At 62.8% G+C, this 20818-nt stretch carries 25 protein-coding genes; 11 read left to right on the plus strand and 14 right to left on the minus strand.

All coding sequences use genetic code 11. The features are described 5' to 3' along the window. From ACOZKU_RS06065 to ACOZKU_RS06090, 6 genes are all read right to left on the minus strand, one after another. Positions 1 to 483, minus strand: a 483-nt coding sequence (locus ACOZKU_RS06065; RefSeq protein WP_421578093.1) for a dihydropteroate synthase, incomplete at its 3' end; no start/stop codon positions are given. Positions 484 to 574: 91 nt separating this feature from the next. Continuing rightward, entirely contained in the window at positions 575 to 1669 is a 1095-nt protein-coding gene (locus tag ACOZKU_RS06070) for a methylenetetrahydrofolate reductase (RefSeq protein ID WP_421578094.1), read from the minus strand. A 3-nt stretch (positions 1670 to 1672) separates the two neighbouring features. Next, positions 1673 to 2287 (minus strand): methylenetetrahydrofolate reductase C-terminal domain-containing protein, encoded by a 615-nt coding sequence (locus tag ACOZKU_RS06075; RefSeq protein WP_314084654.1) that lies wholly within the window; start codon positions 2285 to 2287, stop codon positions 1673 to 1675. Further along, complete coding sequence (locus tag ACOZKU_RS06080) at positions 2280 to 2582, minus strand: virulence factor (protein ID WP_117366388.1); 303 nt, start codon at positions 2580 to 2582, stop codon at positions 2280 to 2282. Before ACOZKU_RS06080 ends, ACOZKU_RS06075 begins: the two co-directional genes overlap by 8 nt. A gap of 108 nt (positions 2583 to 2690) precedes the next feature. Beyond that, entirely contained in the window at positions 2691 to 3437 is a 747-nt protein-coding gene (locus tag ACOZKU_RS06085; RefSeq protein ID WP_421578095.1) for a formyl transferase, read from the minus strand. A 138-nt stretch (positions 3438 to 3575) separates the two neighbouring features. After that, entirely contained in the window at positions 3576 to 4217 is a 642-nt protein-coding gene (locus tag ACOZKU_RS06090) for a DUF1638 domain-containing protein (protein ID WP_421578096.1), read from the minus strand. Between the two features lie 17 nt (positions 4218 to 4234). Between ACOZKU_RS06090 and ACOZKU_RS06095 the strand changes: the two genes are divergently transcribed. Further along, positions 4235 to 4393 carry an entericidin A/B family lipoprotein gene (locus ACOZKU_RS06095; protein ID WP_117366385.1) on the plus strand — a complete coding sequence of 53 codons (159 nt, stop codon included), beginning with the start codon at positions 4235 to 4237 and terminating at the stop codon, positions 4391 to 4393. 51 nt (positions 4394 to 4444) lie between these two features. On the opposite strand, the gene ACOZKU_RS06100 is transcribed toward ACOZKU_RS06095, so the two are convergent. Beyond that, entirely contained in the window at positions 4445 to 5140 is a 696-nt protein-coding gene (locus ACOZKU_RS06100; protein ID WP_069058441.1) for a corrinoid protein, read from the minus strand. 369 nt (positions 5141 to 5509) lie between these two features. On the opposite strand from ACOZKU_RS06100, the gene ACOZKU_RS06105 reads away from it, so the two are divergent. From ACOZKU_RS06105 to ACOZKU_RS06135, 7 genes are all read left to right on the plus strand, one after another. Continuing rightward, complete coding sequence (locus ACOZKU_RS06105; RefSeq protein ID WP_314084639.1) at positions 5510 to 7093, plus strand: trimethylamine methyltransferase family protein; 1584 nt, start codon at positions 5510 to 5512, stop codon at positions 7091 to 7093. Positions 7094 to 7200: 107 nt separating this feature from the next. Further along, entirely contained in the window at positions 7201 to 7893 is a 693-nt protein-coding gene (locus tag ACOZKU_RS06110) for a ferredoxin (protein WP_421578097.1), read from the plus strand. 49 nt (positions 7894 to 7942) lie between these two features. Further along, positions 7943 to 8161: an antitoxin MazE family protein gene (locus ACOZKU_RS06115; RefSeq protein ID WP_421578098.1), complete on the plus strand. Its 219-nt coding sequence runs from the start codon at positions 7943 to 7945 to the stop codon at positions 8159 to 8161. Beyond that, the gene (locus ACOZKU_RS06120) at positions 8158 to 8487 is read left to right on the plus strand and encodes a type II toxin-antitoxin system PemK/MazF family toxin (RefSeq protein WP_421578099.1); all 330 of its coding nucleotides are present in this window, start codon (positions 8158 to 8160) and stop codon (positions 8485 to 8487) included. Before ACOZKU_RS06115 ends, ACOZKU_RS06120 begins: the two co-directional genes overlap by 4 nt. A 70-nt stretch (positions 8488 to 8557) precedes the next feature. Beyond that, positions 8558 to 9250 (plus strand): phosphodiester glycosidase family protein, encoded by a 693-nt coding sequence (locus tag ACOZKU_RS06125; RefSeq protein WP_421578100.1) that lies wholly within the window; start codon positions 8558 to 8560, stop codon positions 9248 to 9250. 79 nt (positions 9251 to 9329) lie between these two features. After that, positions 9330 to 9851, plus strand: coding sequence for an RNA polymerase sigma factor (locus ACOZKU_RS06130; RefSeq protein ID WP_421578101.1), 522 nt, complete (start codon positions 9330 to 9332; stop codon positions 9849 to 9851). A gap of 14 nt (positions 9852 to 9865) precedes the next feature. Further along, positions 9866 to 11908 (plus strand): vWA domain-containing protein, encoded by a 2043-nt coding sequence (locus tag ACOZKU_RS06135; protein ID WP_421578102.1) that lies wholly within the window; start codon positions 9866 to 9868, stop codon positions 11906 to 11908. Positions 11909 to 11929: 21 nt separating this feature from the next. Here the strand turns inward: ACOZKU_RS06135 and ACOZKU_RS06140 are convergent, their stop codons facing one another. Continuing rightward, positions 11930 to 12211 (minus strand): hypothetical protein, encoded by a 282-nt coding sequence (locus tag ACOZKU_RS06140; RefSeq protein ID WP_421578103.1) that lies wholly within the window; start codon positions 12209 to 12211, stop codon positions 11930 to 11932. Positions 12212 to 12308: 97 nt separating this feature from the next. Between ACOZKU_RS06140 and ACOZKU_RS06145 the strand changes: the two genes are divergently transcribed. Further along, entirely contained in the window at positions 12309 to 13193 is an 885-nt protein-coding gene (locus tag ACOZKU_RS06145) for a LysR family transcriptional regulator (RefSeq protein ID WP_314084619.1), read from the plus strand. Here the strand turns inward: ACOZKU_RS06145 and ACOZKU_RS06150 are convergent. Further along, positions 13178 to 13525 (minus strand): hypothetical protein, encoded by a 348-nt coding sequence (locus ACOZKU_RS06150; protein ID WP_314084616.1) that lies wholly within the window; start codon positions 13523 to 13525, stop codon positions 13178 to 13180. The two genes, ACOZKU_RS06145 and ACOZKU_RS06150, sit on opposite strands and share 16 nt — an antisense overlap. Before the next feature lie 126 nt (positions 13526 to 13651). On the opposite strand from ACOZKU_RS06150, the gene ACOZKU_RS06155 reads away from it, so the two are divergent. After that, a complete protein-coding gene (locus tag ACOZKU_RS06155) occupies positions 13652 to 14296 on the plus strand; it encodes a helix-turn-helix transcriptional regulator (RefSeq protein ID WP_421578104.1) in 645 nt (214 codons plus the stop codon). After that, positions 14296 to 15429 (plus strand): aminotransferase class I/II-fold pyridoxal phosphate-dependent enzyme, encoded by a 1134-nt coding sequence (locus ACOZKU_RS06160; RefSeq protein ID WP_421578105.1) that lies wholly within the window; start codon positions 14296 to 14298, stop codon positions 15427 to 15429. Before ACOZKU_RS06155 ends, ACOZKU_RS06160 begins: the two co-directional genes overlap by 1 nt. A gap of 68 nt (positions 15430 to 15497) precedes the next feature. Here ACOZKU_RS06160 and bmt read toward each other — a convergent pair whose 3' ends face one another. The 5 genes from bmt to ACOZKU_RS06185 form a co-directional block, all read right to left on the minus strand. Continuing rightward, complete coding sequence (gene bmt, locus ACOZKU_RS06165; RefSeq protein WP_421578106.1) at positions 15498 to 16514, minus strand: betaine--homocysteine S-methyltransferase; 1017 nt, start codon at positions 16512 to 16514, stop codon at positions 15498 to 15500. Positions 16515 to 16636: 122 nt separating this feature from the next. Continuing rightward, complete coding sequence (locus tag ACOZKU_RS06170) at positions 16637 to 17680, minus strand: quaternary amine ABC transporter ATP-binding protein (RefSeq protein WP_421578107.1); 1044 nt, start codon at positions 17678 to 17680, stop codon at positions 16637 to 16639. Then, positions 17673 to 18584 (minus strand): proline/glycine betaine ABC transporter permease, encoded by a 912-nt coding sequence (locus ACOZKU_RS06175; RefSeq protein WP_314084600.1) that lies wholly within the window; start codon positions 18582 to 18584, stop codon positions 17673 to 17675. The genes ACOZKU_RS06170 and ACOZKU_RS06175 overlap by 8 nt, the downstream gene beginning before the upstream one ends. Before the next feature lie 247 nt (positions 18585 to 18831). Beyond that, the gene (locus ACOZKU_RS06180; protein WP_314084595.1) at positions 18832 to 19830 is read right to left on the minus strand and encodes an ABC transporter substrate-binding protein; all 999 of its coding nucleotides are present in this window, start codon (positions 19828 to 19830) and stop codon (positions 18832 to 18834) included. 772 nt (positions 19831 to 20602) lie between these two features. Then, positions 20603 to 20746, minus strand: a complete 144-nt coding sequence (locus ACOZKU_RS06185; RefSeq protein WP_117366370.1) for a hypothetical protein — start codon at positions 20744 to 20746, stop codon at positions 20603 to 20605. Positions 20747 to 20818 lie beyond the last annotated feature (72 nt).

A 20818-nucleotide genomic window follows, 5' to 3' on the forward strand; every position in this document is an offset into this window, starting at 1 on the left:
GCGCACGTCCGGGTCCATCGAGATGCCTGTCTCGTCGTTGGAGATGGCGACGACGGGTACGTTGTACTTCTTGACGAGCGGCAGGATCGCTTCGAGCTTCTCTTCCTCGCCCGTGACGGAGTTGACCAGCGGGCGGCCCTTGGCGACCTTGAGGCCGGCCTCGATGGCGGCCGTAACGGAGCTGTCGATCGCGAGCGGGATGTCGACGAGGCCCTGGACGATCTCCAGCGTCTGGACGAGCAGGCCCGGTTCGGTCTCGTTCGGGTTGACAGACGTCACGCCCGCATTGATGTCGAGCATCGTCGCACCGGCGGCAACCTGTTCCAGCGCGTCCTTGATGACGGTGTCGAAGTTGCCGGCCTGCATTTCCGCGGCCAGCTTCTTGCGGCCGGTCGGGTTGATGCGTTCGCCGATGACGCAGAAGGGCTGGTCGAAACCGATGACGATTTCGCGGGTGGCCGAGGCGACGATGGTGCGGGTCATGTAAGGTCCTCTGGGGCGTGGCGCTGGGTTTGATCTAGCGCGCGATTTCCGGTGTTACAAGCGGCCTGCCGGCGGGTGCCGGCACGCGAAATCAATGGGGGTGATGGGCGGCTTTTTCCGCCATCTGCTGCTGGTCCTGTTCCTGGCCGCTGCGGGCCGCCTCGATGCGGTCGGCAACCATCTGGTCGACCGGGTTCGGCTCGCGCTTCCAGGGCTGGCGGCCCTTCAGCACGCCGGAATCATGCACCATCTCTGCGACATATTCTTCCTGGCGGTAGGCCATCACGTGAATGCCGGAAACGCCCTCGATCTCCTTCACCTCGTTGATAATGTCGATGCAGAGCTGCTTGCCTTCCTTCTTCTGGTCCTGAGCGCCTTCGAGGCGGGCGATGACGGAATCGGGAATGTGGATGCCCGGCACGTTGGAGCGGATCCATTTTGCCGTCTTGGCGGACGCCATCGGGCCGACGCCGACGAGGATGTAGCACTTCTCGTGCAGGCCGAGGTCGCGCACCTTCTTCATATACTCGCGGAACATCGGCACGTCGAAGCAATACTGGCTCTGCACGAACTGCGCGCCGGCCTCGATCTTCTTGGCAAGGCGATAGGGGCGGAAGTCGTAGGGCGGGGCGAAGGGGTTGATCGCCGCACCCAAAAAGACTTTCGGCGGGGTCGTGAGCTTGCGGCCCGACAGGAACTTCGAATTGTCGCGCATGATGCGCACGGTTTCGAGCAGCGACATGCAGTCGAGGTCGAAGACGGGTTTCGCGCCAGGCTGGTCGCCGGCCTGCACGCCGTCGCCGGTCAGGCACATGATGTTGCACACGCCCATGGCGGCCGCACCCAGTACGTCGCCCTGGATGGCGATGCGGTTCTTGTCGCGGCAGGCGATCTGCATGATCGGCGCATAGCCCATGCGGGTCAGAAGCGCGCAGATGCCGACGGAGGACATGTGGCAGTTGGCGCCCGACGCATCGACCGCGTTGATGCCGTCGACCCAGCCGTCGAAGATCGCGGCGCGCTCGTAGACGTCTTCCGGGTTGGCGCTGTCGGGCGGGTTCAGCTCGGTCGTGACGGCGAATTCGCCGCGGCGCAGCACGCGTTCCAGCCGGCCCATGGAGGAGTGGCCGGGCAGGGGATCGAGCGGCAGGTGCGGGCCAAGCGGGTTTTCATCGAGATGCGCCATGGCTCAGGCGTCCTTTCCGGCGGCAGCGGCCGCTTCCCGGGCGGCGGCGGCTTCGGCCGTCACGCGCAGCCAGGAGGAGGTTTCGCGCAGCGACTGGTTCACCGGCTTCTGCACGTTCATGATGGCATCACCCTTCGCCATGTTCTGGGAGCCCTTCCAGGCCTGAACCCAGACGCAGGGCATATCCGGTTCCACTTCGCAATTGCCATTGGCGCGCACGCCGCCGCAGGGACCGTTGCGCAGCTGCTTGGGACAGTTCATCGGGCAGGACATGCCCGTGGACGACAGCGCGCACTGGCCGCACATGCGACAGTCGAAGAGAAAGCCTTTTACATGTTTTTCGACGAAGGTGATGGGGCGCTCGACGCGCTGGTAGCCGAAGAGCTTCCAAACGGGATGGAGAAGAAGGAAGACTTCTGCGAAGCGGTGGTAGAACCACTCGAAGAAACGCGAGTTGCGCACGGCCCACAGGCGGATCGTGTATTTGTGGCGCGAACGGCGGTTCGGTGAAACGCCGGCCGGCGTGAAGGCGCCGGTGGCGGCCTTCTTGGCGGGTGCGGCATTGCCGGGCTTCTGGACGCCTTCAAGCTTGGGCTCGCCCAGTTTCGGATCAGCCATTCTCGCGGCCTCCGGCCTTGACGAGCGCAACGAGGCGCTCGCGGTCATAGGCGGCCTCGAGTTCGGCGGCAGCCTTGTCGGCCTCGGCTTCGAGGTCGTCGGAAACCGGCGTCGGCTCGGCCTTGCGCCATTCGGCGAGGTAGTCGTCCGTCTCGGCCGCACCGGTGCGCATGGCGCACATGTCGATCGCCTCGGTGAAGCGCAGCGAGAGCTCCCGCTTGGCGTTCGTGCGGCCCTTCTTGATGATGACCTGGGCGGGGATGTCGCGCCAGTAGACGATGATGCGGTCTGCCATGTCAAAATTCTCCTCGCGCTGACAATGCGATCTTGCTGCGTCGCGGGCTTCACCCGCCACGACTGCCCCATGCTTAAAAACGACGCGGGATTTGACTGTCCAGAGGATTTACCAGATGCCGCGGGTCACGCCGTTCCAGAGCCACGTCCAGATCGGTGGATGATACCATTGTCGCGAGGGGGCGGCTATTTTCAAGGGCTTGAGGTTGCCGGTGACGGCGTCTTCCATGGCTTTGACGATGATGCCGGTCGAAGCGGCCACCTGAAGCAGCGGATAGGTGTGCATCGTGTCGCGTTTGGAGGGCTTGAGACGCTGCTGGTAGAGCGTGTCGCCGGTGTCGACGCCGGCATCGACCAGATGCACCGTGCCGCCGAAATTCTCCTCGTCGCGATGGATGCGCGACCAGTAGCCACCCTGCAGGCCGCGATATTGCGGGATGATGCCGGCGTGGAAATTGAGGACGGGACAGGTGATGCGGGCGAGCGTTTCCGCCTTCACCATGCGGCAGCTGAAGAGCAGCAACGCCACCGGGCGGATCTCGTCGAGCGCCTTGAAAAGTTCCGGGCTGTTGGCGGACGAAATGTCGATCCGGGGAATTGTCTTGTCGATCTCGGCGTTTACGCCGAATTCCTCACGGATTTCCGCGGCCCGCTTTTGGGTGAAGCGCTTGCCGTAGCGCGAAACGATCATGGTGCCGAGCTGACCGATCGCCTGCACCCAGCCGAGTTTTTTCGCCCGCCTGACAACGAACAGCTTTTTCGATTCAGGCTGCTCGACGATGACGACGAGGTTGGGGAAGGTGGCCCTGACGGCGTTGACGATGATTTCCGGGTTATGGCCTGATTGAATCAGCATCGCCACCGGTTCCGTCCGCGTCTTCAAATCAGTCATATGCAGGCCCCCGCCATTCGTTGGCGCGCATCATGGCTGCGAGGGCTTAGGAAGCCGTAACCGAAAGCAGGGATTTTTCGCGCAAGGCTAAGGATTGGTAAGTCAGCGCGCCCGGAGCAGCTCGCCCGTCAGGTCGCCATAGCCGGTGAAGCGGTATTCATAGGCGAGGCCGAGATAATCGGCGGCGTCCTTCGCCTTCTGCTGCAAGGCCTCGTCCTCGATCTGCGAGAGATAGACGACCTTGGTGTAATTGCCGAAATACATATCCTTCAGCTGCGGATGCCGGTCGAGGCCGAGCGGCTCGATGACGAAGGCGCGGAACTGGCGGGCAAGGAAATCCGTAAGGAAGAAGGAGGTGATGTCGTCGTCCTTCGCCGCGAAGGCCTCGTTGCCGGCGAAGAAGGAATAACAGTGCGGCCCGGCAATGCGCTCGACGCCCTCGCGTTCGCAGACCTTGTCGAGCAGGCCGCCCGTGCCGCAATCGGCATAGCCGACGAAGATGCGTGAAAAGCCTTCCGCCCGCGCCTCCGCGATCGCCTGCTCGACGCCGGGGGCAATTTTTTCCGGATGGGCGTGCCAGATGGCGGGAAGGCACTGGAGGTCGATATGGGAGAGGGCGTTGGTGTCGCGGATAGCGATGATTTCGCGGGCGATGGCGCCGCAGGCGATCACGCGAACTTTTTCGGTTTTCGTGCGTTCATCGCTTGGACTTCCAAGCCGAAGTTCTGCGTCAACCACATCCATGAAGAGGGACTCCGACCATGACTGGGACACACCTGACCAAGATCAGCATCGTTCTCGCCGCGCTTGTCGCGCTCAGCGCCTGCGGCAATACCATTCGCGGCATGGGCAAGGATACGGCCAACGCCGTGGATGCGACGCAGGATGCCGGCAGGAGCGTCGAAAAGGCCGCAAATTAAAAGTCGTGAAGACACGGCGCCGATTCAAGACCGGCGCCGTCGATTTCCCTATCAGCCGGCAAGCATGTTGTGCTTGCGCTTCATGAATTCCTTGGCGGTTTCAACGGCGACGGCTGCGTCGCGGCAGTAGGCGTCGGCACCGACGGCCTTGCCGAATTCCTCGTTCAGCGGTGCGCCGCCGACGAGAACGACGTAATCGTCGCGCAGGCCCTTTTCCTTCATCGTATCGATGACGACCTTCATGTAGGGCATGGTGGTCGTGAGCAGGGCGGACATGCCGAGGATATCGGGCTGTTCGCGCTCGATGGCTTCCAGGTAGTTTTCGACCGGGTTGTTGATGCCGAGGTCGATGACGTCGAAGCCCGCACCTTCCATCATCATGCCGACGAGGTTCTTGCCGATGTCGTGGATGTCGCCCTTGACGGTGCCGATGACCATCTTGCCCTGCTTCGGCGCGCCGGTGGCGGCGAGAAGCGGACGCAGGATGAACATGCCGGCCTTCATGGCGTTGGCCGAAAGCAGAACTTCCGGAACGAAGAGGATGCCGTCGCGGAAGTCGACGCCGACGATGCGCATGCCTTCGACGAGGGCCTGCGTCAGCACGTCATAGGGAGCCCAGCCGCGCTCGAGCAGGATATTGGTGCCCTCTTCGATCTCCTCCTTGAGGCCGTCGTAGAGGTCGTCGTGCATCTGCTGCACAAGCTCTTCGTCGGAGAGATCGGCGAGAATGATTTCGTCGTCAGACATGTTGGTTCCTCGTCTCCAGTGGCGCTGCGGCGGCAGGCTCTCACTACAAGGAATAACCTTCCTCTTGCGCGAACCTGATTTTGAAAGCGACGTCGCATATGGCGAAAAGCGACCCGCCTTCCGCTTCTTGCATGCATAGCCGGTAAAGCCGTGAATTGACAGTGCAAACAAGTGAATGCCGTTATGATGTCCGTCGCAATCCCGCTATAGTCTCGCGAGCGGCGGTGTCCCGCGTGCGCCACCGCTTGGCGCATTGAGAACCGCCCCGCCTTCGCGGCTTGCTAGCATAGAAAAAGAGGCGCGGTTCGGGCGCCGGAAGTAAAGATCTAGGGTGCCTTCCAGCATCGGAATAACAAGGAAAGACGGATCATGAGCGACGATATTCAGCAGGTGGCAGGCGAGGGCGCCGGTGAAGGCGGTGGTCGCCGTTCGCGTGAGGGTCGGGGTGCCGCTGCACGGCGCGCATCGCGCACCGGCGGCGGCCCGGGTCCGTCGCTACCCTACATCACCCGCAAGATCAAGGAATACGAGGTCCTCGACGAAGAGGGCCTGCAGCTCATCGAAAACAATGCCGACCGCGTGCTCGAGGAAATCGGTATCGAGTTCCGCGACGATGCCGAAGCGCTCCAGCTCTGGCGCGAAGCCGGCGCGGATGTGCGCGGCGAGCGCGTGCATTTCCCCAAGGGGCTCTGCCGCGAGCTCCTGAAGACCGCGCCGTCGAATTTCACCTGGCATGCGCGCAATCCCGAGCGCAGCGTGCATATCGGCGGCAAGGCCACCGTCTTCGTGCCGGTCTACGGCCCGCCCTTCGTGCGCGACCTGGAAGGCAACCGCCGTTATGCGACGATCGAGGATTTCCGCAATTTCGTGAAGCTCGCCTATATGGCGCCGTCGATGCATTCGTCCGGCGGCACGGTCTGCGAGCCGGTCGACGTGCCGGTGAACAAGCGTCACCTGGACATGGTCTATACGCACCTGAAATATTCCGACAAGCCGTTCATGGGCTCTGTCACCGCGCCGGAACGCGCGGAAGACTCGATCGCCATGGCCAAGCTCGTCTTCGGCGACGAATTCGTCGAAAACAACACGGTCATGATGAACCTCATCAACGCCAACTCGCCGATGGTCTTCGACGAGACCATGGTGGGCGCGCTGAAGGTCTATGCCCGCCATAACCAGGCCTGCGTCGTCTCGCCGTTCATCCTGTCGGGCGCCATGAGCCCGGTCACGGTCGCCGGCACGCTGACGCAGATCCTTGCCGAAGTTCTCGCCGGCGCCGCCTTCACCCAGCTCATCCGTAAGGGTGCGCCGGTACTGTTCGGCACCTTCGCGGCCTCGATCTCCATGCAGTCGGGCGCGCCGACCTTTGGTTCGCCGGAGCCGTCGCTCGTCTCCTACGGCGCGGCCCAGCTTGCCCGCCGCCTCGGCATTCCGTTCCGGACCGGCGGCTCGCTCTGCGGCTCGAAGATCCCGGATGCGCAGGCCGCCCACGAATCGGCGAACACGCTGAACATGACGCTGCTTGCCGGCACGAACTTCGTTCTGCACGCTGCCGGATGGCTCGAAGGCGGCCTTGTCGCCTCCTACGAGAAGTTCATGATCGACCAGGACCAGCTCGGCATGCAGCAGAAGTTCGCCGAAGGCATCGACCTCTCGGAGAACGCGCAGGCGCTCGACGCCATCCGCGAAGTCGGTCCGGGCAGCCACTATCTCGGCTGTGCCCATACCCAGGCCAACTTCCAGACCGCCTTCTACCGCTCGCCGCTCGCCGACAACAATTCGTTCGAGCAGTGGGAAATCGAGGGGCAGAAGCGTATCGAAGATCGTGCCAACGCGCTGTGCCGCACCTGGCTGGAAAACTACGAGGCGCCTTATCTCGATCCCGCCATCGACGATGCCCTGCTCGCCTATATCAAGGAGCGCAAGGACTCGATGCCGGACGCCTTCACCTGAAAGGGTCCCGATCGCGCCAGGGAGCAAGGCGGAGCAACACGGGTGGCGGATATGATCCAGAAGGAAGTCTGGCGTCCGCACTACGAACTCAAAGGGGACGTGACCAAGTGAGGCCGCGTTCTCCCGATCTCGAAACGATCCGTGCGGCTCTCCAGCCGCACGGTCTTTTTTTGCGCGGGTTTTTGAATTTTGCCGAAGGCGAGGCGGCTCCGCATCTGGCGGCCGGAGGTTTGGCGAGAAGCATCGCCCTTGTCGGCAATATCGGCAGTTCCCTTTGGTCGGCCTTCTCCTTATGGCGGGAGGCCGAGCCGGATCGTGGTGGCTGCGATCCGCTGGACACCTGGTCGAAAGCCGTCATCCATCCCATCGCCGCCTTGGCCGATGCGACGGCGTGGTTTCCCTCCGATCCGCCCTGGCAACCCTTCCAGCAATGGGCGATGCGCGCCGAGGGCCTGAAGGCCTCGCCGCTCGGCATCCTCATCCATCCCGTTTACGGACTCTGGCACGGCTATCGCGGCGCTCTCGGTTTTGCGGAACCGATCATCGACGAGCCGGCGGCCCACGGCGCGCATCCCTGCGACCACTGTCCGGACAAGCCCTGTCTCACCACCTGTCCCGTGGCTGCTGTGCACCCGGAGACATTCGATGTGCCCGCCTGCCGTTCGCATTTGCGCACGCCGGAGGGGCAGGGCGGCTGTATGTCTGGCGGTTGCCTCGCCCGCGCGGCCTGTCCGGTTGGCCGCGACTTCCGCTACGACCACGCACAACTCCGCTTCCACATGGCGGCGCTGTCGCTTTGATTGCGTGTTTCGTTCTTTCGATATAGGTTACATGTAATCGGAGGCTTCCATGGCACGCTCATCAGCAGAGAACCGTCGTCGGGTTGAAGAACACCGTACGCGTTTGCGCCGGCAGGGGCTGCGGCCCCTTCAGCTTTGGGTGCCTGATACGCGTTCAGCCGCTTTCGCGGCAGAGGCGCAACGGCAGGCTGAGGTGGCGCGAAAGAGTGGCTTCGCCGAAGAAGACCAGGCTTTTGTGGACGGTATCTCCGAGTTTCCCGACGAATGAAGCGCGGCGAGGTCTGGACTGTCTCCGATGGTGGCGGTTATGCGGGCAAGTCCAGGCCGGTCGTCATCGTGCAGGATGATGCCTTCGGCTTGCTCAATTCCATCACGATATGCCCGTTTACCAGCGATCCAGCCGATCTCCCGCTGTTCCGTATTGCCGTATCGGCTGAAGCCGGCAACGGGTTGAAGCGGGAAAGCCGCATTATGGCAGACAAGATCACGACAGTGCGCAAGTCGAAGCTGGGGTCGCGGGTCGGAGTGCTTTCCGTAGAGGACATGCGCCGCCTCAATCAAGCTCTCGTTGTTTTCCTCGGTATCGCTCGCTGACAGGCGTCTGGAGTTCCGCTTGCGTTTCTTGTCGTTCACCTTGCTTTTGCTCCTTACCTATGAGCCAGCCATGGCAGAGCCGCCCCACTGCGCCGAGGTCGAACACCTCTCCGGCCACTACACCGTCTGCACCTTCGATGCCGCCAAGGACACGATCCGTCTCTTCGGTGCCGGGACGCTGGAGACGCGGGGTGCGACCTACGACCAGCTCAACACGCATCTTCTGCGCAACGGCCAGCGCATGAGTTTTGCCATGAATGGTGGCATGTATCATCCGGGTTACGGTTCAGTCGGGCTGCTGGTCGAGCAGGGCCGGGAGACCGGCGCGCTCAACCATGCCGATGCCTTTGGCAATTTCTTCATTAAGCCGAACGGCGTGTTCTGGGTGGCGGACGGCAAGGCCGGCGTGATGGAGACGGAGGCTTTCGCGAAGGCCGGTATCTCGCCACATGAGGCGACGCAGTCGGGGCCGATGCTGGTGATCGACGGACAGATCCATTCCCGTTTTCTGCCCGATGCGACGAGCCTGCAGATCCGCAACGGTGTCGGCATCCTGGCGGACGGACGCGTCGCCTTCGCCATCTCCAACGATCCGGTGCGCTTCCACGATTTCGCGACGCTGTTTCGCGATCGGCTTCACAGCAAGAATGCGTTGTTCCTCGATGGCAGCATTTCCAGCCTCTATGCTCCGGAAATCCGGCGGCATGACCACTATGCGGTGATGGGCACGATCATCGCGGTCGTAAAAAATCTGCCCTGGTGAGATTTTTTTCGCGGAGCCACCCAAGGATCGCCCTGTGACGCACGTCTGAAGGGATAGTGCACGCAATCGGGATGGACCCGTGGAAACAGACCTCGTCGAAAAGGCGGCTTTGGGAGACAGGCAGGCGTTCGCCGCCCTGATCGAAAGCCGCTATGATTTCATTCATGCCGTCGCCTGGCGATGGTGCGGCGACCGGCAGGATGCCGAGGACGTGGCGCAGGAGGTGTGCATACGCCTCGCCAATGCCATCAGGGGCTTCAAGGGTACGAGCCGCTTCGGCACCTGGCTCTACACGGTGACGCTAAATGCCGCGCGCGACCAGATGCGCAAGCGCCGCCGCGCGGAATGGCGCGATGCGGCCTATCTGCGCGAGCAGGTAGCGCAGGAAGGCGGCCAGCCTGAAGAGGGCAGCGAGGACCTGTGGCAGGCCGTGCGGCAACTCCCGGACAAGCAGCGCGATGCCGTGCTGCTCATCTACGGAGAAGGCCTGAGCCATGCCGCGGCGGCCGATGTGCTCGGCTGCGCCGAAACGACGATTTCCTGGCATGTGCACGAAGCCCGCAAGCGCCTGAAGGTGCTTCTGCGCGATGCCGCCGCGTGACGGAAGGATAGGATATGACCGGTCTTGACCTCGAAAAACTCGCTCGCCGCACGCCCCCGGCCGCCGATGCCTCGGCCCGTGCCGCAGCGCTTGCCGTTGCCATGCAGGCTTTCGACGATGCGGAAAAAAATGCGGATGCCCCCCAAGGATCGACTGCGGGCGGGCGTCAAACCTCCATCTTCAATCGGATATGGAGCCCCATCATGAACCGCAGATTTCTCGCCGGCTCGGCGCTGGCCACCTTGCTCGTCGTGCCCGTCGCTGGCCTCGTCACCTATGAAATGGTGCGCAACGGCACGGTGCCGCTGACGACGGAGACGGAGATTGCCGCAAAGCCTGTTGGCCAGGACGAACGCGCTCGCAAAGCCGAGGCGAAAAAGGCCAAGGCAGAGGCGCCTGTTACGGTCGAAACCGAAGTTGACGGCAAGATCGCCGCCGATACGGCGCAGGAGACGACCACGCTTGCGGCCGAACCCGCTCCCCTTGCCGAAAGCCGTGACGAGGAGATGGCCGAGGCGATGCCGGAATCGCTTGCCGTCGGCGGGGCCGCCACGATGCCGGCACTCAAGCGGACGGTGACGCAGTCCTCGGCCGCCGCCGATTCCATCGCCATGCCGATGCCGGAGGAGAACCGTGAGCGCTTCGCCTCCGCCGATCCGAACCCGATGAAGAGCGTTGCCAACGATCCGGTCTCGACCTTCTCGGCGGATGTCGATACGGCCTCCTATTCCTATATGCGCCGCGAACTGCTCGGCGGCAGCCTGCCGGAGCCGGAATCGGTGCGCGTCGAGGAATTGGTCAACTATTTCCCCTATGACTGGAAGGGGCCGGAGACGGCGGAAAAGCCGTTCAACGCGACCGTGACCGTCATGCCGACGCCGTGGAACAAGGATACCGAGCTCCTACATATCGGCATCAAGGGTTTCGAGACCGTGGCGACGGAGCAGCCTTCGGCCAATCTCGTCTTCCTGATCGACGTCTCCGGCTCGATGGACGAGGACGACAAGCTGCCGCTGCTCAAGAGCGCCTTCCGCCTGCTGGTCGGCAAGCTGAAGGAGACCGATACGGTGTCGATCGTCACCTATGCCGGCGATGCCGGCGTGGTGCTCGAGCCGACGGCGGCCAGGGATCGCCAGAAAATCCTCGATGCCATCGACACTCTCCAGCCCGGCGGCTCGACGGCGGGCGCAGAGGGCATCGAAGCGGCCTACAAGCTGGCGGAAAAGGCCTTCAAGAAGGATGGCGTCAACCGCGTCATGCTGGCGACGGACGGCGATTTCAATGTCGGCCCGGCAAGCGACGAGGACCTGAAGCGGATCATCAAGGAGCGCCGCAAATCCGGCATCTTCCTCTCCGTGCTCGGCTTCGGCCGCGGCAACTACAATGACGGCATGATGCAGACGCTGGCGCAGAACGGCAACGGCACGGCCGCCTATATCGATACGCTGGCCGAGGCGCAGAAGACGCTGGTCGAGGAGGCGGGGTCGTCGCTCTTTCCCATCGCCAAGGATGTGAAGTTCCAGATCGAGTTCAATCCGGAACGCGTCGCCGAATACCGCCTGATCGGCTACGAGACCCGCATTCTCAACCGCGAGGATTTCAACAACGACAAGGTCGATGCCGGCGATATCGGTTCGGGCCATCGGGTAACGGCGATCTACGAGGTGACGCCGAAGGGCAGCCCCGCCGTGCTGAACGATCCCTTGCGCTACGGCAAGGCGGATGCCGCCACGGCGCAGGCGGCCGGCACCGGCGAGCTCGCTTTCCTGAAGATGCGCTGGAAGAAGCCGGATGGCGACAAGAGCGAACTCGTGACGATGCCGGTGACGGATGCCAATGCGGTTGCCGACGTGAACGCCGCCTCGGCCGACATCCGCTTCTCCGTCGCGGTCGCGGCCTTCGGGCAGAAGCTGAAGGGCGTTTCCGCCCTGCAGGACTATGCCTACGGTTCGATCCTCGGCCTTGCCGAAGCCGCCAAGGGCAACGATCCCTTCGGCTATCGGGCGGAGTTCGTGAAGCTGGTACAGCTGGCGCAGGGACTTTCCGGCGGAAAGTGAAGCCTGCCGCGTCAAACTTGGCTATGCCGCCGGCCTGTCGCTTGACGTCGGCTGTGCGGCATTTCCTTCGCTCGGCTTGCGGGACGATGGTGACGGCAGGCGGATGAGGGGCGCCGTCCAGCGCCTCTCTTTCGTTTGGGGCAACGGTTCGCAGCCAAGCCGGCTGCCTTCGGCCAGATCGAGGCCCACATCCCGCAGCAATCGCCGGTCACCACGCGCGACGAGCAAACGCAAGGCTTCCCGCTCTATCCGTTTTTGGCGATGATGCGTCCAGATCAGTCGTAGTGTCTCGACGATGTTCATGCTCTGCGCCTTTCCTTCTGCGCAGAGCCAAGCAAAGCTGTAGACATTTCACAAACGAATAGCGATGATGGCTGGCATTAGAAAAAGCGATGGCGCCATGTATCCACCTCTCGAAAGCGATCTGCTCAGGATTTTCGTCGCCGTCGCCCAGGCGGGCAATGTCACCCATGCGGCTGACAAGCTCGCGCGCACGCAATCGGCGATCAGCATGCAGGTGCGCAAGCTGGAGGACTCCGTCGGGGCGAAACTGTTCGAGCGGGGGCCGCGCGGCGTCGGGCTGACCATGGAGGGGCAGCGGCTGCTGCCCTATGCCAAGCGCATCGTCGGGCTGGTCGACGAGACGACGGCGGCGATGCGCACCCTGCCGCTGGACGGACCGGTGCGGGTCGGCATCCCAGAGGAATACAATCAGACGGTTTTGCCCAATGCGCTGGCCGGTTTCGCGGAAGCACATCCCGGTACGGAGGTGACGGTGTTCTGCGGCTATACGGTCCAGCAGATGGAAGCGCTGGAGGCGGACGAGCTCGATCTGGCCGTCATCTTCGAGTGGGACGGCGGCATTTCCGGCGAGCTTCTGGCGATCGATCCCACCGTCTGGGTGGCCTCCGTTGCACACAACCTCCATCTGGAGCGGCCGGTGCCGGTCGCCTTCTATCGGCGCTCGGTCTGGTGCCGGGAGTTCGCGCAGCGCTCGCTGGAGCGCCACGCGGTGCCCTATCGCGTCTCCTATACCAGCGACACGAGCAGCGGCCTGCGCTCTGCCGTGGAAAGCGGGCTCGCCATCGCTCCGCTGGCGCGCAGCAACATTCCGCCGGGTGCGCGGGAACTCACGTCCGCCGACGGGTTTCCGGTGGTCGATTCCTCGCGTGTCGTGCTGAAGCGCAATCCGCGCCGGGGCGGACCCGCCATCGACAGCATGGCCAACCTGATCCGCAAATCCTTCGCGCCGCTGGCGGCGAATAGCGATCAGGCTTTCGGATAGGCCTTTTCGAGGCCGCCGGAGCGGGTGAGGCCGGCGCGGAACGCCGCATAGGCGGCGTGCTGGCTGGAGCGGGCGGTTTCCGTCAGGCGTATCTGCAAGCGAACAGGGGCGGTTTCGCCCAGCCATTGTCCGAGCTTTTCCAGCTTCAGTGCGTTGAGGAAGGGGGCCGCCGCCGCGCGGTTCAGACAGACATTCAGGCCTTCCAGCAGGTTCTCGTCCTGCTGGGGGTTTTCCATGAGAAGGCGCAGATACGCTTTCTCGCCGTCACCCAAGACGGAAAGCTTGTCGGCCACGGTGTCACGGTCCGGAAAAGCAGCAAGGTCGGCGCCCATGGTCATCCCCTCAGAATCGTCTTTCCCTTGGATAGGACGCGGCCAAAGACCTCGCAAGCGGATGAAATGAATTTGGACGTAAAATCCAATATTGACAAATAATCCATTTTTGGATTGTGTGCGGCCATGTTCGATTCATCAAACGCCGATCTGTTGCTCCGGCAGCATGCCGCGACGGCCGCGGCCATCTCGACGCTTCTCTATCCCCATGCCGAGGTCGTGCTGCACGATCTCGAAACGGGCCTGATCGCCGGCATCTGGAATGCCTTTTCCGGCCGCAAGCCGCGCATGGAATCGCTTATCGGCGAGACGCTTTCGGATGTCGGCGAGGACGGGATCTACGGTCCCTATGAAAAGACGGGCGAGGATGGCCGGCGGCTGAAATCCGTGACGTCGGTGCTGAAGGACGAGCACGACCAAGCGCTCGGCCTGCTCTGCATCAATATGGATGTCTCGCATTTCGAGGCGGCGGCGAAGCTGCTCTCCGCCTTTTCGGGTGCCGCCGCACCACGCCCGCCGTCGCTGTTTGCCGGTGATTGGCGTGAGGAAATCAACACGACGCTGCACGACTGGCTGCGCGGCCATGGTCTGGCGCTTTCCGCCCTCAAGAAGGGCGACCGTGTGGCGCTGGTCGCCGCTCTCGATGCGCGCGGCCTGTTCCAGACCCGCAATGCCGTCGATCATCTTGCAGGCCTCATCGGCGCCTCGCGCGCCTCGATCTACAATTATCTCGCCGACGCCCGGCGCCAGAACCCGAAGGACATGACGTGATGACCACCCTGCCGGATTTTCGTCTCGAAACCCATTTTTCGCGCTGGGAGTTCAAGGCGCGCCATCACATGACGGCAAGCGATGCCGAGACCATGACGATGTCGGACCTCCTGGCGCTTGCCGGCACCGAGGATCGCGAGGCCTGGGAGCGCGTGTCGCTCGGCTATACCGAGACCTGGGGCGCGCCGGCTCTGCGCGAGACCATCGCCTCGACCTATGAAACGCTCTCGGGCGCCGACATCCTCACCTTCGCGGGCGCGGAGGAGGGGCTTTATTGCGCCATGCTCGCCCTGCTCGGGCCTGATGACCATGCCATTGTCACCGTGCCGAACTATCAGTCGATGGAGACCATGCCGGTCACCATTGCCGGCAAGGTTACGGGCATCGCGCTACGGCCGGAAAACCGCTGGCAGCTCGATCTCGACGACGTGCGCGCCGCACTCCGCCCGGAAACCAAGCTGATTGCCGTCAATTTCCCGAACAACCCGACCGGCACGATCGCCGATCAGGCGATTTTCCGGGATCTCGTCGCGCTCTGCGCCGAGTGCGGCATCCATCTCTTCTCCGACGAGGTCTATCGCGGCCTGGAACTCGATGCCGCCAAGCGCCTGCCGCAGGCGGCCGATCTCTTCGAAAAGGGCATTTCGCTCAATGTCATGTCCAAGGCCTACGGCCTGCCGGGCCTGCGCATCGGCTGGATCGCCTGCCGGGACCATGCGCTGCTCGAACGGATGGAGAAGATGAAGCACTATCTCTCGATCTGCAACGCGCGCCCCTCGGAGGTGCTGGCGGGCATCGCCATCAAGGCGCGCGAGACGATTTTCGCCCGCAACCGGGCACTCTGCGCCGATAATATCGCCAAGATCGGTGCCTTCTTCGCGGATTACCCGGATCTCTATGAATGGGTCGCACCTGACGGCGGCTGCGTCGCCTTCACACGCTATCTCGGCAAGGACGGCGTGGAAGAGCATTGCCGCCGGCTGGTCGAGGAGAAGGGCGTCCTGCTTCTCCCCTCCAGCCTCTTCGTCTCCGATCTTCTGCCGGTCCCGGCGGACCGTTTCCGCGTCGGCGTGGGGCGCAGGAATATTGATGCCGGACTTGCCGCATGGCGGGAGTTCTTGTCTGGGGTGTGATCCCGCGCATGAAAAAGCCGCCCGCGGGGCTGGCCGGGGCGGCTCGATACTTGATTCCTGCGGCAGGCTTAGCTGCGGCGGCGGCCGCCGCGTTCACGGCCGGGCGCAGCCGCACTTTCGTCGGCGGTCTTGTTGCGCAGCGGGCCGATCCTCTCGACGATCGTTTCGAGCGTCGGGCGCTCGCGCTTTTCGTGGGCATCGAGCGCCACGCGCATGGCGGCGAGGTGCTCGCAGGAGGTGCCGCAGCAGCCGCCGATGATGCGCGCGCCGGCATCGCGGGCGAGGCGGGCATATTCGGCCATCAGCGGCGGCGTGCCGGAATAGTAGATTTCCGAGCCGCGGAATTCCGGAATGCCGCAATTGCCCTTGACGACGACGGTCGCGGACGGATCGGCGCCGGTCATGTCGAGCAGCGAGGACAGGATGTCGGAGGCGCCGACGCCGCAATTGGCACCGACGGCAAGCGGGCCGGCACCGATATCGCCGGCAACGCCGTGGATGTCGCGCGGATGCAGGCCCATCATCGTCTTGCCGGCGGTATCGAAGGACCCGGTATAGACGAAGGGCATGCCAACCTTGGTGGCGGCTTCCGCGGCGGCGCGAATTTCCTCGGGCGAGGACATGGTCTCGATCCAGGCGACATCGGCGCCACCGGCCTTCAGGCCCTCGATCTGCTCCACGAAGGCGGACACGGCGTCATCATAGGTTAGCGCACCAAGCGGCACGAGCAGCTCGCCCGTCGGGCCGACTGAGCCGGCGACGATCACCGTGCGGTCCGCCTTGTCGGCGACGGCGCGGGCGATCTCGGCGGCTTTCCTGTTGAGTTCGTGGACGCGGTCCTGCGCATGGTGCAGCTTCAGGCGATGGCGCGTGCCGCCGAAGGTGTTGGTGAGGATGATATCGGCGCCGGCATCGACGAAGTCCTGATGCAGCTTCGTGATGTTCTCCGGTTTCGCCTCGTTCCACAGTTCCGGCGCTTCACCGGCTTCCAGGCCCATGGCGAAAAGCGAGGTGCCCGTTGCACCATCGGCAAGCAGGAAGGGCTTTTCGGCGAGCAGGGCGGCAAGCGGGTTCGTGGCGGTCATGGGGCAATCCTTCTGTTTATCGCATCATATAAAGATTTCTTTATGTGATTGCAACGATGCATTCCCGGCAAAAGAAAGGGCGCCCCGGAGGGCGCCCCAAAAGATGCAGACGAAGGAATGGCTCAGGCCGCCTTCGCCTCGTGGCTCGTCGGGGTGACCATCGAGGAGATGATCGCGCTGAGGCTGATGACGCCGACCGGGCGGTTGTTCTCGTCCACCACATGGGCAAGCGTCTGGTTGGCGCCAGTCATGGCGCGGGCGGCCATTTCCAGCACCGTGCCCTTGGCGATCGGCATGCCCTCCGGAGTGCCAGAGAGCGGTGCCATGATCGTCTCGACATTGACCACGCGGCCACGGTTCACCTCCTTCACGAAGGCCGTGATGTACTCGTCCGCCGGGTTGAGCACGATTTCCTGGCCGGTGCCCTGCTGCACGACCATGCCGTCGCGCAGGATGGCGATCTTGTCGCCGAGGCGCAACGCCTCGTCGAGATCGTGCGTGATAAAGACGACGGTCTTTTTCAGTTCCTTCTGGAGATCGAGAAGCACGGTCTGCATGTCGACGCGGATGAGCGGGTCGAGCGCCGAATAGGCTTCGTCCATTAGAAGGATGTCGGCATCGTTGGTGAGCGCACGGGCAAGGCCCACGCGCTGCTGCATGCCGCCCGACAGCTGGTTCGGATAGTGGTTTTCGAAGCCGGAGAGCCCGACGCGGGCGATCCACTGCGTGGCGCGCTTCTCGCGTTCCGCCTGTCCCACGCCCTGGATCTCCAGGCCGTAGACGGTGTTTTCGAGAACGGTGCGGTGCGGCAGGAGCGCGAACTTCTGGAACACCATCGCCGTCTTGTGGCGGCGGAATTCGCGAAGGTCGTTCTCGTTCATCTTGCAGACGTCGACGCCGTCATAGAGCACCTCGCCGGCCGTCGGGTCGATCAGCCGGTTGATGTGGCGGATCAGCGTCGACTTGCCGGAGCCCGAAAGCCCCATCACCACCATGATGCCGCCGGCGGGCATGGAGATGTTGATATCGCGCAGGCCCAGAACATGGCCGTATTTCTGGTTCAATTCGGCTTTGCCGAGACCGTTCTTCACGGCATCGACATAGTCGCCGCCACGGGGGCCGAAGATCTTGTAGAGATTGCGGACCTCGATTGCATGACTAACCATGAATTACCTCCGAATGCTTCTGCAGCCGCTTGCCATAGGCCTGGCTTGTGCGGTCGAAAATGATGGCGATGGCCACGAGCGCGAACCCGTTGAGGAACCCGACCGTGAAGAACTGGTTGTTGATGGCCTGAAGCACGTTCTTGCCGAGGCCGCCGACGCCGACCATGGAGGCGACGACGACCATGGCGAGCGACATCATGATGGTTTGGTTGATGCCGGCCATGATGGTGGGCAGCGCAAGCGGCATCTGCACGTTCTTGAGCTTCTGCCAGCCGGAGGACCCGAAGGCGTCTGCAGCCTCCAGAACCTCCTTGTCGACGAGCCGGATGCCGAGATTGGTGAGGCGGATCATCGGCGGGACGGCATAGATGACGACCGCGATCAGGCCCGGCACCTTGCCGATGCCGAAGATCATGACGACGGGGATGAGATAGACGAAGCTCGGCATCGTCTGCATCACGTCGAGGATCGGGTTGACGATACCCTGCACCCGGTCGGACCGGGCCATGAGGATGCCGATCGGAATGCCCACCAGGATGGCGATCAGCGTACAGACCGTCACCATGGCGAGCGTCACCATCGTGTCGTTCCAGAGACCGAGCAGGCCGATGGCCAGCATCGAGACGGCGGTGCCGATGGTGATCTTGATGTTGCGGCTGCCGAAATAGACGATCGCCAGCATGATCAGAAGGATGATCGGCCAGGGCGAGCTGACGAAAAGCCGCTCGAGATAGTTCAGAAACCATTGCAGCGGCTGCACCATCGCGTCGATGGCGTTGACATAGCTTCGAACGAGAGCCTTAAAACCATCGTCGACACTTTTTCGAACCGCTCGGATGCTGACGTCGCTGAAGGCCGGAAATTTACAAAGAAAGTCTGGCAATGATTCGCATAGACCTGCCATTCCTGTCCCCTCTCTACCGGAAGTTATTGCCTCGCGTCGCAGTCTATTTTTGCTGCATCTGCGAACGAGACGGCGCGCACAGGGATATTCTTGTTCTGGTTCCCGGCTTGCAGTTCGTGATGACACGAACCACTGCTTGATACTGTGCTGTTTGCGACCTCTGCAGTTTCTTGATGCGCGGCGTTATCGATGCCGCTCGTTCAGGTCGCGGAAAAGCCGACAGCCGGGAAGGCTGCCGGCGATCGGTTTAAAGTGCGGCCTTAACCTTCTCGGCGACCTCGGGGGAAACCCACTTGGTCCACATGTCGGGATAGGTTTCGAGGAAGTACTTGGCAGCATCCTCGTTCGTACCCTGGTTGGCGTCCATCCAGGCGAGAACCTTGCCGACCGTGCCGTTATCCCACTGGCGGGTCTTCATGTAGTCCATGGCGACGCCGGCCTTTTCGGAGAAGGCCTTGGTCACGACGGTGAAGACGTCGGAGGTCGGGTAGGAGTTGACCTTGGGGTTCGGGCAATCCGGCACCGCGGTGCAGGCATCCCAATCTGCCTTGTCGTGGTCGACGCCGAAGGAGAGCTTCGTCATCTCGTACTTGCCGAGGATGGCGGTCGGTGCCCAGTAGTAGCCGAGCCAGCCGGTCTTCTTTTCGAAGGCATTGGCAATCGAGCCGTCGAGGCCGGCAGCCGAGCCCGTGTCAACGAGCGTGAAACCGTCCTTGTCCGCATCGAGCGCGCGATAGAGATTGTCCGTCGAGACCTGGCAATTCCAGCCCGAGGGGCAATTGTGCACGGCGCCCTTCGACGGGTCTTCCGGCGCCGGGAAGAGTTCCGGATGCTTCAGCGCGTCCTGAACGGTCTTGATGTCGGGATGCTCGTCGGCGAGGAATTTCGGGATCCACCAGCCTTCCACGCCGCCTTCCGAGAGGAGGGGAGCGAGCTGGATGAGACGGCCTTCCTTGATGGCGGCGTCGAGCGGCGTGCGCACGGCGTTCACCCACATTTCGGGCGCGACGTCGGGCTCGCCCTTTTCGTTCATGGAGGTGAAGGTCGGCATGGTGTCGCCCGTGACCAGCGTCACGGTGCAGCCATAGCCGCTTTCGAGGATGATCTTGTCGACATGCGCGGCGACGCCGGCCGACGCCCAGTTCATTTCGGCCATGGAGACCTCGCCGCACTCTGCCGCCTGGGCAGAACCGGCAAAGCCATAAAGGCCGGCGGCGATGATGGTGGAAGCAAGGAGCTTCTTCATTAGGTTAAGACCTCCCAGTCTTGGATGCAGCAATCAACCCGGAAGGCAGCGCAGGCTACTGCGTTGTCCCGTCTGCCCGAAAGTCTAGCGACAGCCACGGAGGTTCGATGCCAGTGAGGCGAGCCAATCCCCCTGCTGAAAAGCGCCGATCCCTGTTTTTAGTTCACCGGCGGAACCCTGTTGCCGGAGACGTCTTATCGTGCGCTACAGGGGTAGCCTACGGGTTCTTATTGAGAAATCAACCTCCTGCGCGCCGTCTGGTGGCGCGGACAGGCCCGCCGGCGCATCGACACGCTGGAAATCCGGCAACCGCACGGTGGAAAATTTGGGCGTTTGCCCGCATTCGGGCAAATGTTCGAGAGGTGCTTGAAGAAGCGATATACGATGGTCGTTGAATGCGGACATATCCTGTCTTGTCTGCGCCGCTTTGCCGTCCATAAAAAATATTTCGGAATTTTTCAAAAAAAGTCGCGATTCATCTTTGATTAAGGTCCCGATAACGGTCCGGTAAGGATGTCCCGCTATTGGTTTCCTCACGGCGGGGGACACAGCCGCCCGCTCCGGAAAGGTATTGCGTACCGGGGTGACTGGGCTTCGACGCGTGTTTGTCGAAAGTCGCCATGCGTATTTTGGCAAGCCGTGCATCACCGAAAAGGATGCACGGCTTTCGCCGTTTCAGGCCGCCGTTTTCCCGATGAGACAAAGAAAAAACGCCGCCTCCCGGAGAGAGGCGGCGTCGTATGCGAGCGGACCTGACGTCGCGCTCGAAGGATCAGCCGACGTTGCGCGTGCGGATGAAGCCGAGCGGGCCGAAGGGCGCGTCCATGACGACGTTGCGCACGCGGGACTGGCTCTTGGGGGCGACGCCGTTCCAGGCGATCTGTACGAAGTTCGGCTTGCTGAAGATGAACAGCATGGTCTTTGTCCTAAAAATCCGAAGCCACGCGCCTCGGCTGTCTGATGGTGGTGATATAGGTGCGATCAGGAC

The sequence above is a fragment of the Shinella sp. M31 genome (assembly GCF_049199205.1).
Classification (GTDB): Bacteria; Pseudomonadota; Alphaproteobacteria; order Rhizobiales; family Rhizobiaceae; genus Shinella.